At 62.8% G+C, this 11391-nt stretch carries 5 protein-coding genes; 1 reads left to right on the top strand and 4 read right to left on the bottom strand.

What is annotated here, in order from left to right:
- Positions 1-7: 7 nt before the first annotated feature.
- Both glgB and ACEN2R_RS04825 read right to left on the bottom strand, forming a co-directional pair.
- The gene (gene glgB / locus ACEN2R_RS04820) at positions 8-2212 is read right to left on the bottom strand and encodes a 1,4-alpha-glucan branching protein GlgB (protein WP_442039764.1); all 2205 of its coding nucleotides are present in this window, start codon (positions 2210-2212) and stop codon (positions 8-10) included.
- A 12-nt stretch (positions 2213-2224) separates the two neighbouring features.
- A complete protein-coding gene (locus ACEN2R_RS04825; protein WP_442040023.1) occupies positions 2225-4588 on the bottom strand; it encodes a glycogen/starch/alpha-glucan phosphorylase in 2364 nt (787 codons plus the stop codon).
- Between the two features lie 199 nt (positions 4589-4787).
- Between ACEN2R_RS04825 and ACEN2R_RS04830 the strand changes: the two genes are divergently transcribed.
- Positions 4788-6416 (top strand): alpha-amylase family glycosyl hydrolase, encoded by a 1629-nt coding sequence (locus tag ACEN2R_RS04830; protein WP_442039766.1) that lies wholly within the window; start codon positions 4788-4790, stop codon positions 6414-6416.
- Between the two features lie 145 nt (positions 6417-6561).
- On the opposite strand, the gene ACEN2R_RS04835 is transcribed toward ACEN2R_RS04830, so the two are convergent.
- Positions 6562-10089: an AAA family ATPase gene (locus tag ACEN2R_RS04835; protein ID WP_442039768.1), complete on the bottom strand. Its 3528-nt coding sequence runs from the start codon at positions 10087-10089 to the stop codon at positions 6562-6564.
- Positions 10089-11351, bottom strand: a complete 1263-nt coding sequence (locus ACEN2R_RS04840; RefSeq protein ID WP_442039770.1) for a metallophosphoesterase family protein — start codon at positions 11349-11351, stop codon at positions 10089-10091. The genes ACEN2R_RS04835 and ACEN2R_RS04840 overlap by 1 nt, the downstream gene beginning before the upstream one ends.
- Between the last annotated feature and the right edge of the window lie 40 nt (positions 11352-11391).

Genomic DNA, 11391 nt, shown 5'->3' on the forward strand with positions numbered 1-11391 from the left:
GATCACTTTAGCGTTGCCTGAAAATAACCGCCGAAAGGGCGGGCAACGTGACGGGGGCGGATTGTTTTTGCCCGTGCCACGGTGTCGCCTGTGTTTCGACGCCTCCCATATTTCCGTGATTTTTACCGCCGTAGATGGCGGCGTCCGTGTTCAGAACTTCGTCCCAATGACCCGCCGCAGGAAAGCCAAGGCGGTAGCCCGTGCGTTCCACCGGGGTCATGTTCAACGCCACAACGACCAGCGGATCGCCATCGTTGCCGCGCCGCGTAAAGGCGAAAACAGAGTTTTCGGCGTCGTTCGGCTCCAGCCACTCAAAGCCCTCTGGCCGCGTGTCGTTGACGTGCAGCGCCGGTGTGGCGCGGTAAAGCGTGTTCAGATCGCGCACCAGCCGCTGCATCCCGGCGTGTTGCGGATGGTCCAGCAGATGCCAGTCCAGGCTTTTGTCATGGTTCCACTCCGCGCCCTGCGCGAATTCGCAGCCCATGAACAACAGCTTCTTGCCCGGATGCGCCCACATGTAGCCATAGTAGGCCCGCAGGTTGGCGAATTTCTCGTCGCCTGATCCGGGCATTTTTTCCAGCATGGAGCCCTTGCCATGCACAACCTCGTCATGGCTGATCGGCAGAATGAAATTCTCGGACCACGCGTAGTGCAGGCCGAATGTCATCTGGTGATGGTGGTGTTTGCGGTGCACCGGGTCTTTCTGGATGTAGGACAGGGTATCGTTCATCCAGCCCATGTTCCACTTGTAGCCAAACCCTAGCCCGCCTTGATCGACCGCGCGCGATACGCCGGGAAAGGACGTGCTTTCCTCGGCGATTGTCACGATGCCCGGCACCTCGCCGTAGGTGGTGATGTTCATGCGGTGCAACAGATCGATCGCCTCAAGGTTCTCTCGGCCACCATCCTTGTTTGGCACCCACTGCCCGTCGGCGCGGCTGTAATCGCGGTACAACATCGACGCGACAGCATCGACGCGCAGCCCGTCCATGTGGTATTCTTCCAGCCAATACAATGCATTAGAGATCAGATAGTTGGAAACCTCGGCGCGACCGTAGTTGTAGATCAGGGTGTTCCAGTCCTGATGGAACCCCTCGCGCGGGTCCTCGTGTTCATAAAGCGCGGTGCCGTCGAACTGGCCAAGCCCGTGCACATCGGTCGGGAAATGCCCCGGCACCCAGTCCAGCAAGACACCGATCCCCCTGCCATGCGCCGCGTCGATGAAGGCGCGGAATTCGTCGGGGGTGCCGTAGCGGATGGTGGGGGCATACATGCCGATCGGCTGATAGCCCCAGGACCCGTCGAAGGGATGCTCTGTGATCGGCATCAGCTCGATATGGGTGAACCCCATGTCGGCGGCATAGGTCACAAGGTCGGTCGCCAGTTCCAGATAGGACAGCGGGCGGGCCCCGTCATCGGCGCGTTTCCAGCTGCCCAGATGCACCTCGTAGATGCTGATCGGCTGGTCGATCCGGTGGCGCGTCGCGCGGTCTTGCATCCAGTCGGTGTCGGTCCAATGGGGCTGGTCGATGCGGCGCACAACAGACCCGGTGCGCGGCGGATGCTCTGATCCAAAGCCGACGGGATCGGCCTTCAGCGGCAGGATCTGTTCGTCGCGGGCGCGGATTTCGTATTTGTAGACGGTGCCGTCGCCAAGGGCGGGAATAAAGATTTCCCACACCCCTGTCGCGCCGCGCTGGCGCATCGGGTGCTGGCAGCCGTTCCAGTGGTTGAAATCACCCACAACCGACACGCGCATGGCATTTGGGGCCCAGACGGCGAAATGCACGCCTTGCACGCCCTCATGGGTCATGACCCGCGCCCCCAGCACCTGCCAAAGGCGTTTGTGCGTGCCTTCGCCCAGCAGATATTCGTCCAGTTCGCCCAGAACGGGGCCAAAGCGGTAGGGGTCTTCGAACGCCCACGCGCCACCCGCGTTTTCGGCACGCAGCCGGTAGGGCGGTGCCTTTTTCAGCACGCCCGCAAACAACCCCGGCGCGTCCGGCACGGGGGCAAGGGCCGTTTTGGCGGTCTTGCCGGTGATCGCCCAGACCTGATCCGCCCCCGGCACAAAGACGGTCAGGACAGGTTTACCATCCCGCTCACGCAGGCCCAGCACGCCGAAAGGATCGCCGCAACGACCCGACACAATGGCCTGCGCCGTTGTCGGATCAACCAAAGGTCGCGTTTTGGATTTCGGGGCTTGTGCCATGGTGTCCGCCTTTCACAACGCCGCTTTTGTGGACCAGATGTCGTTCATGTAGCCGCGGATTGTCCGGTCGGACGAAAAGTAACCGGCTCGTGCGGTGTTCAACGCCGCCATCGTTACCCATTTTGCGCGATCCGCATAGGCAAGATCGACGTCGTGCTGGGCAAGGCGGTAGGCCTCGAAATCGGCGGCAACAAGGAAGTAGTCGTGGTTCCAGATCCGGTCCAGAAGGCCGTTGTAGCGGTCGGGTTGATCGGGGCTGAACTGCCCTTCGGCGATCATCTGCAGAACGCGTTGCAAGGCGGGGCTTGCCTCTATCGCGTGGCGCGAATGGTCGGGGTCGGTGCGCCGCTGCACCACCTCGTCGGCGGTCATGCCGAACAGGAAGAAGTTCGCGGCGCCGACCTCGTGCAGGATCTCTACATTGGCGCCGTCAAGTGTGCCGATGGTGGGCGCGCCGTTCAGCATGAATTTCATGTTGCCGGTGCCAGACGCCTCTTTTCCGGCGGTCGAAATCTGTTCCGACAGGTCGGTCGCGGGGATCAGGCGTTGCGCCATCGACACGTTATAGTTGGCGGGATAGACCACCTTCAACAGGCCGCGCGTGGCCGGATCATTGTTAACAACAGTCGCCACGTCATTGATAAGATGAATAATTTCCTTGGCGACGATATATCCCGGCGCCGACTTTCCGCCGAACACCTTGACCCGTGGCACAAACGCCACGTTCGGGTTCTCGCGGATCGTATGCCATTGGTCGATGGTCTGAAGGATGTTCAACAGCTGGCGTTTGTATTCGTGAATCCGCTTGATCTGCACGTCGAACAGCGCATCGGGGTCAAGGGTGATGCCCATCGAGGCCCCCAGCCAGTTCGACATATCCACCTTGTTCCGGCGCTTTGCCGCGTCGAAGGCGGCGCAGAACCCCGCATCCTGCGCGAAGGGCTCCAGCTGTTTCAACTGGTCAAGGTCGCTGACCCAGCCGTCGCCGATGGTGCTGTCGATCAGCGCCGACAGGGGCCGGTTTGACAGGCGCAGCCAGCGCCGCGGGGTCACGCCGTTTGTCTGGTTGATGATGCGGCCCGGATGCAGTGCGTCCAGTTCGGGGAACAGGGTCTTGCGCACCAGATCGGAATGCAGCGCCGACACGCCGTTGACGCGGTGCGACATGATGAACGCAAGGTCGCCCATGCGGACCTCGTTGTGCTTTACGATGCCGATGTAATGCGGCCGCTTGGGGTAGGTTTTCGCGTGCCAGGCGTCGATCTGCTCGATGATCTGCATGTGACGCGGCAAAATGGTGCCCATCAGATAGGTCGACCAGCGTTCCAGCGCCTCTGGCAGAAGGGTGTGGTTGGTGTAGCCAAGGACGTTCTGCACGATGGGGAGCGCATCGTCAAAGGTCAGCCCGTGGTCGTCGATCAACAGGCGCATCAGTTCGGGACCGGCAATCGCGGGATGCGTGTCGTTCATCTGGATCGCGACATGGTCCGCCAGATCGTGCAGGCTGTCATGGGTTTTCAGATAGCGGCGCAGGATGTCCTGCAAGGCGGCAGAGGTCAGGAAATATTCCTGCTTCAGTCGCAGTTCCTTGCCCTGAAAGGTGGTGTCATCGGGGTAAAGGACGCGGCTGATCGTGCGGGCCAGCGTCTCTGGCTCTGCGGCAGCGGCATAGTCGCCACGGTTGAACCGTTCCAGATCGAACAGCGTGGTGGGTTTGGCCCCCCACAGGCGCAGGGTGTTGGCCCATTCGCCCTTCCAGCCGATCACCGGCGTGTCAAAGGCCGAGGCGGTCACACTTTCGCCCGGCACCCAGACGGCGCGGCCCTCAAGGGTTTCGACATGTCCTTTGAAGCTGATGGTATAGGCGGATTCGGGGCGTTCGAACTCCCACGGGTGTCTTTGGGTCAGCCAGTCCTCGGGGGTTTCCACCTGCTGGCCACCCTCGAACATCTGCCGGAACAGCCCGTGTTCATAGCGGATGCCATAGCCGAAGGCGGGACAGCCAAGGGTTGCCATGCTTTCCATGAAACAGGCCGCAAGCCGCCCCAGCCCGCCATTGCCAAGGGCCGCGTCCGGTTCGTCCTCTATCACGGCGCGGAAATCGACGCCCAGATCCGCCATCGCGCCCTCGGCGACCTCGTGCAGGCCAAGGTTGACGGCGGCGTCTTCCAGCAGACGCCCGATCAGGAACTCCATCGACAGGTAATAGACCCGCTTGCGGTCCTCGGCGTAGGTGCGGCGGGTCGAGGCGAACCACGGCTCGACGATCAGGTCACGCAGGCTCAGCGATAGCGCGACGCGCCAGTCGTATATGCTGGCGCTGATCGTGTCTTTGCCGATGGAATACGTCAGGTGGCGCAGCACGGCGGCCTTCATCATCGCGCGATCGGGAAGGGTCACGGCGACCGTTGAGGGTGCGGGTGCGGAGGGTGAAGTTCTGGACGAAGTCAAAGCCTGTATCCTGACGTTGGAAATGTGTGCAATTTCACTTTAGCGCGATGTTAAGAGTGGATTACACTGCTTGATAGCGCTAACATAGCGTTAAATCGGCAAATGAACAAAAAGTAGGATTGAAATGGCAGAATGGTGGCGTGGCGCGATAATTTACCAGATCTATCCACGCTCGTTTCAGGACGACGACGGCGATGGCATCGGTGATCTGGCGGGAATCACCCGCAGGTTGGGCCATGTCGCCAATCTGGGGGCCGACGCGATCTGGCTGTCGCCTATCTTTACCTCGCCGATGGCCGATATGGGCTATGATGTCTCGGATTATACCGACATTGACCCGCTGTTCGGCACGCTTGCGGATTTCGACGCGCTGATTGACCGCGCCCATGATCTGGGGCTGAAGGTGATCGTCGATCAGGTGCTCAGCCACACGTCGATAAAGCATCCGTGGTTCGACAACAGCCGCGCATCGCGCAGCGGCGACAAGTCCGACTGGTATGTCTGGGCCGACCCGCTGCCCGATGGCAGCCCGCCCAACAACTGGGTGTCGCATTTCGGTGGTTCGGCCTGGCAATGGGACACGCGCCGGCGGCAATATTACCTGCACAATTTCGCGGTTGCCCAGCCCGATCTGAATTTCCATTGCGCGGAGGTGCAGGATGCATTGCTGGATGTAATGGCCTTCTGGCTGGATCGCGGCATCGACGGGTTTCGGCTTGATACGGTCAACTATTATTTCCACGACAGGGCGCTGCGCTCCAACCCGCCCGAGCCGCGCAAAGAGGTGCTGCCGCCGGTCACGACCTACGAAATGCAGGATCAGATCTATTCCAAGACCAGGCCGGAAAATCTGGCGTTTCTGGAACGCATTCGCGCGCTGACCGACCGGTATGACGACCGTATGCTGGTGGGCGAGGTGGGCGAGGCGCGGCGCTCGCTGGAGGTGATGGCGGCCTACACAAACGGCGATGACCGTCTGCACATGGCCTATTCTTTCGAGATGCTGGGGCCGGATTTCACCGCCAGACATTTCCGCAGCCGGATCGAGGGGTTCTTTGCCACGGCGCCGGGGGGATGGCCCAGCTGGAGCTTTTCCAACCATGACGTGCCGCGCCATGTCACGCGCTGGCAGGATCACGCGGTGGACCACGACAGCATGGCGCGCCTTGCCTCGGCCATGCTGCTCAGCTTCGAGGGCACGATCGGCCTCTATCAAGCCGAGGAACTGGGCCAGCTTGAAACAGAGATGGAGTTCTTTGAGGTGACCGACCCGGTCGCGTTCGCCTTTTGGCCCGACAACAAGGGGCGCGATGGCTGCCGCACGCCGATGGTCTGGGACAGTGAAAAGAAAGAGGGCGGTTTTTCAAGCGCCAAGCCCTGGCTGCCGGTGAAGGCGCCGCAATTGGCGCAATCCGTTCAGGCGCAGGACGGGGTCGCCGGATCGGTGCTGGAACACTACCGCGCCATGATCGCATTCCGCCATGCCACGCCGGCGCTGATGGCAGGGCGAACACGCTTTGCCGATCTGCCGGAACCGGTTCTGGCCTTCCGGCGGGGGCAGGGCGCGGATGCGGTTCTTTGCGTGTTCAACCTGTCAAAGGTGGCGCAAGCTGTTGATATCGGCGCAGATTACACGCTGACGGGGCCGCAGCAGGCGGCCAGCGTATCGGGGCATGTGCTGGAACTGGGCGGTAACGGATTTGCCTTTGTCAAAGGGGGCGCACCCGATGCCCTTTTCGCCAAAATAAAATAGAACAATCCGAAATTTGCCGGGCGGAAGGTGAGACATTGGGGATGGGCACCTGTCCGCCCGGCCAGAGAATGCTGAAAGCCATTCGATCAAAACGTCATTCAAAGATGTTCAGTTACCACCCTTTGCGTCTTTGAATGATCCCATCCTAAACCGCAGCGCTGCGTGTCTCATTGACCCCGATCAATTTTCCAAAAAGCGGGGGCGAGAATGACCGGATCCGGTGGTGCGGCCAGTCTGCCAGTTTGTGAATCCGCACCGTCGGGCAGATTGATTTCGCGATGTCGCACAGATGCCTGTGGTGCGTCAGATAGATCACCTGTCCGACCCCGGCCATGCCCGACAACAGCATGAACGCCTCGGCGGACCGGTCGTCGTCGAAGGTTTCCATGATGTCATCCGCGACAAAGGGAACCGGCGGGCGGGTCCGGGCAAATTCGTGATACCCCGCGACCCGCAGCGCCAGATACAGCTGGAACCGCGTGCCCTTTGACATATCCTGCGCCAGCTTCGACCCACCGTCGGCCCCGATGGCGACCAGCAGCTCACGGTCCTTGTCCGGCTGCGCGTCAAGCCCGCGATATTCGCCGCGCGTGATGGTGCGGAACGCCTCCGAGGCGCGTTGCATCATCGCGCTGCGGTGGCTGTCGCGATAGGCGCGCAGGGCGTGCCCGACGGCAATGATACCGAACCTTGTGCCCAGATGGCGGCGCGTTTCCTCGGCGATTTCCAACAGCACCGTTTCCCGCGCCTCTGCCAGACGGGCGACGGCATCGTCACCGCCCACGGCGCGGGTCTGGCGGCTGGCCTCTCTATACTCGGCGTAAAGCGTCTGCATCTCCTGATTCAACTGATCGGCCCCGGTGGCAAGCCGCGCGATATCAAGATCCAGACCATCGCGGTCGACCTCTGCCAACAGCGCCGTGGCGTCGGTCAGGTCATCGCGCCCGACGGCCTGACGCAGGTCATCGGACAGATCGGTCTGTGCCGCCCTCAGGCTGTCACGCCGGCCTGCGTCCGCAAGGCAGACGCGCAATCCGGCAAGGTCAGAGGTGCCAAAATACTGCGCCATTTCAGATATTTGCGCGTCGATCTTAACAATATCCTGCGTCAGGGCCGCATCTTTGTCCTGTGCCTGTTGCAGACCCAGCGTGGTGGTCTCTATGTCCCGCTGTGCCTGCGCCGCGGTCTTGATCCGGTCGTCGATCTGCATCCACAAAACGGATGGCGCGGTGGGGGGCAGATCCAGTTCAGCCCCAAGCCCGGAAACGGTCCGGGCGAATGCGGCCACGTTCTGCTCCATCTTGGCAATCCGGTCGTGCAGGGTGCTTTGCTGTGCCAAAGCGCGATCAAGCGCCGCCGAGGCGGTCAGGATTTCCCCCATCATTGCCACATCGGGGGGCGTGGTCTGGCCCAGCCATGTCGTCTTGCACAGCGCGACCCATGCGTCGTGCCAATCCCGGTCGGCGGCCTGCGCCAGATCCAGATCCTCGGTGCGACGCGCGACGCGGCGTTGATGATCGCCAAGCACCTCTCGCAGGGCGGCCAGCCGTGCGTCGGCCTCTGTCAGGGTGCGGGCCTGCGCCAAAAGAACGTCGAAGGGGGCCACGTCGTCAGGCTTCGCCCCCGCCAGCGTCAGCCCTGCAATCAGCGTGGCCCGTGCCGCAGACAGGTCCGCCATTGCGCTGTCACAGTCCGATTGCGCCGCCGTCCGGTCGCCAAGCGCATCAACCGCCTGCGCCCGCACCACCAGCCAGTCGCGCAGATCGGCGGGTGACATATCGCGCGGTAGATCTTCTGCCATGCGGGCAATCGCCTGTGCGATCGTGTCCTTGATCCGGTCGTGATCGGTTGTTGCGCGATCACGGGCCAGTTCTGCCGCCGCGATATCGACACGCAAGGTCGCCAGATCCCCGGTCGAGGTCGCAATTCGCGTTTCCTCGGCCCCTAGCGCGGCATTTTGTGCCGTCATCTGATCGTCCAGCCGCATGGTTGCCTCGAACATATCGGCGCTGGCGGCATCCAGCGATTTGCGGTGAGCGGCCCAGTGCCGCTCTCGCAAGGCGCGTTGCTCTGCCAGATCCTGCCCGTTTATCCGGCCAGCGGTCTGGCGGGTGGCCAATGTAGCCTCTATTTTTGCGGCGGCAGGCAGCAGGCGCGACAGGGTGGCGGCGGCGTCGTGCAGCGACTGTCGTGCCTGTTCCAACCCGCGGTTCCAGGCGTCAAGCTGGTCGCGGGTCGGCACGGTCATCGTCAACAGCACCTCGTCCTTGCCCGCCCAATGGCGCAAGGCGGCCAGTTTCGACGTCGCGGCGTCCTTGGCCACCCGCAATTGCCGGTCTGCCGCACGCAACGCCTGGCCCGGGTCCTGCTGGCGCAAATCGGCAACCAGCAGCGCCAAAGCGCCCGTATCCGCCGCACCCCCGCCCGCAGTTTCCAGCTTTGCCTTGGCCTCGTCCAGATCGCGGCGGGCCTCTGTCGCCTCAAGGACGGCGGTCGCAAGGCGCGTGTCGATGCCGGATTTCGCCTCGATCAGGCCGCGCAGGCCGCCGGTGGTGCCAGCGTCCAGCATCAGGCTTGCGGGGGCTTTGCCGGACTGGCCAAGCCGGGCGGTCAGACCGGTGATCTGTTGGGCTATCTCTGCCGCCTCTGCCTGCCGGTTCGGCAGGTCTTTTTGCGCCTCGTCATGGGCCGATTTCAACGCCTCGGCGGCGGTGACGCGGGGCCGGATGGCAAGGGCTGCGGGGTCGGGGGTAAGAGCGTCACGCTGCGCGGTCAGTCTGGCAATTTCGGCTTTGACATCCGCCTGACGCGCCTGTGCCGTTGCCGCCTTTTCGGTCAGGTCGGGCAACAGATCGGCCCAGTCCGGCGGGGTTACGGGCAGGGACGCCAGCGGCGCGAGATCGGCAATCGTGCGTGTCAGCCGCCCGAACACCGGCAGCGCGGCCAGCACACGGCGCTGTGTCTCAAGTTGCGCCGAGACGGCGGCATGGGCGGTCTGCGCCTCTGTCCAGGCGGCGTGTGCCTGTTCCTCGGTCCCGCTGAGGCGGGCATAATCGCTGGCCTGCGTGTCGATGGCGCGGCGCTGGTCTTCCAGCTCTGTCAGGCGGGTCTTCAGATCGGTCAGGCCGCCGCTGCGCTTGCCCGCGCGGTAGAACGTGTCAGCGCGGTCGCGCAGGCCGTCAAGGGTGGTGCCCAGTTCGGCAAGTCCTGCGCTGGCGGAAAACAACAGCTGCCCCAGATCGCCCTGACTGGCCAGAATGCTTTCGCCGCCCTTCTCGATGGTGTCATCATCCAGCGAAAACATCGCCTCGTAGGCGGCGCGGTCGATGCCGCCCAGTGCCTGCTGAAGCGCGGCGTCCGACTGCACCGCACCCGTGCCGTCCAACAGCGTGTTCTGCCGACCCTTGGTACGGGCGACGTCAAGGGATGCGCCGTCCAGATCAAGATGAGCTCCGACGCGCATCGTATTGTAAGGATGTATGAAATTGTAACCGCTTTTGGTCGGGATGCCGAACAGAAGGTCCAGCCATGCCGACAGTGCCGTGGATTTCCCCGCCTCATTCGGACCGTAAAGAATATGCAGATCGGGGGTGCCCGTGGGCCGCGCGCCAAAGTCGATGCTGCGGTCGGTGAATTTGCCGTAGCGGGTCAGGTCCAGCCGGTTGATCCGCATCACGCATCATCCCCGGCGGATGTGTGCAACTGCGCCAGAACCTCTGCCGCGCCCTCGGCCAGCAGCGCGCGTTGCGCAAGCGCCACGGTGGCGGCATCCTCTCCCAACAGCCCGCGCAACTCCTTTGGCAACTGGCGCATCACCTCCTCCGTGGCTTTTTCGATGTCGGCGGCCACGGCGGGGCTGTCCAGGATATCTGTTCCGATCAGGGCCTCAAGATCCGCCAAAGGACCGGTTGCGCGGGGGCCTTTCGCCTGATCCACGCACAGGTTCTCGATCTTGTCGATCCAGACGGTGCCCAGGCTTTCGGCCACCGCGACGGCCTCTTCGCGCAACAGATCAAGGTCACGGCGCAGGTGCCACATCAAGGGCGTCGCCCCGACCAGCATCGGGCGCAGCACCAGATGTTCGGCGCTATGGTCACGGCGGGCGGTGCGAAGGGCTTGCGCCAACGCCGCGACCAGATCGGGCCAGTGGTCGATGCCGTCCAGCCCGATTTCGACCCGCTCGAACCGGGCAAGGCCGGTGTTGCGCATCTGGGTGGTCAGGGTGCCGTCATCCGCCACCGTGACCAGCGTTACGGACTTTTCGCCCGCTTCGCCAATGTCGCGGCCCTGCGGCATTCCGGGCATCACGATGGTGGTGCGTCCGGCGATTTCCGAGCGGATATGCACATGGCCAAGCGCCCAATAGTCGAACCCCGTCGCCTGAAGGTCGGCGATGCTACAGGGTGCATAGTTGTCGTGACCGGGGGCGCCCGCAAGGCTGGTGTGCAGCATGCCGATGTTGATCGCATCCGCGATGGGCGGCTTGAACCGGTCCAGAAGGCTGTCGGCGGCATGGGGTTTGGCAAAGCTGATCCCGTGGATCGCAATCGTGCGGCCGCTGTTTTGCGTCACATGCACCTCTGCGCGCGCACCGAAGACGGTGACAGAAGGCGGAAAGACCATCTCGCGGGTGATTTTTGACAAGGCATCATGGTTGCCGCGAATGATATAGGTTCTGACGCCCGCAGCATCCAGCCGTTGCAATTGCTGCGACAGGAACCGCGCGGTTTTCATAGAGGTCTGATCGCCGTCATAAAGATCGCCCGCGATCAGCAGGGCATCCACGGCCTCGGAAATGCACAGATCGACAATGCCGGTGAACACGTCGCGGGTGGCGGTGCCGATCAGCTTTGCCAGATCCCTGTCGCGCAGGGCCAAGGACTTTAGCGGGGAATCCAGATGAATGTCGGCGGTGTGGATAAAACGAAAGGACAAGAACGGGCGGCCTTTGGAACAGGGTTCAGCTATGACACAC

The sequence above is a fragment of the Pseudogemmobacter sp. W21_MBD1_M6 genome, from assembly GCF_052119585.1.
In the GTDB taxonomy this organism is placed as follows: Bacteria; Pseudomonadota; Alphaproteobacteria; order Rhodobacterales; family Rhodobacteraceae; genus JBGQOJ01.

Coding starts and splice junctions, on each gene's coding strand:
- glgB (WP_442039764.1), bottom strand. CDS start 2,212: ATGGCACAAGCCCCGAAATCCAAAACGCGACCTTTGGTTGATCCGACA.
- ACEN2R_RS04825 (WP_442040023.1), bottom strand. CDS start 4,588: ATGAAGGCCGCCGTGCTGCGCCACCTGACGTATTCCATCGGCAAAGAC.
- ACEN2R_RS04830 (WP_442039766.1), top strand. CDS start 4,788: ATGGCAGAATGGTGGCGTGGCGCGATAATTTACCAGATCTATCCACGC.
- ACEN2R_RS04835 (WP_442039768.1), bottom strand. CDS start 10,089: ATGCGGATCAACCGGCTGGACCTGACCCGCTACGGCAAATTCACCGAC.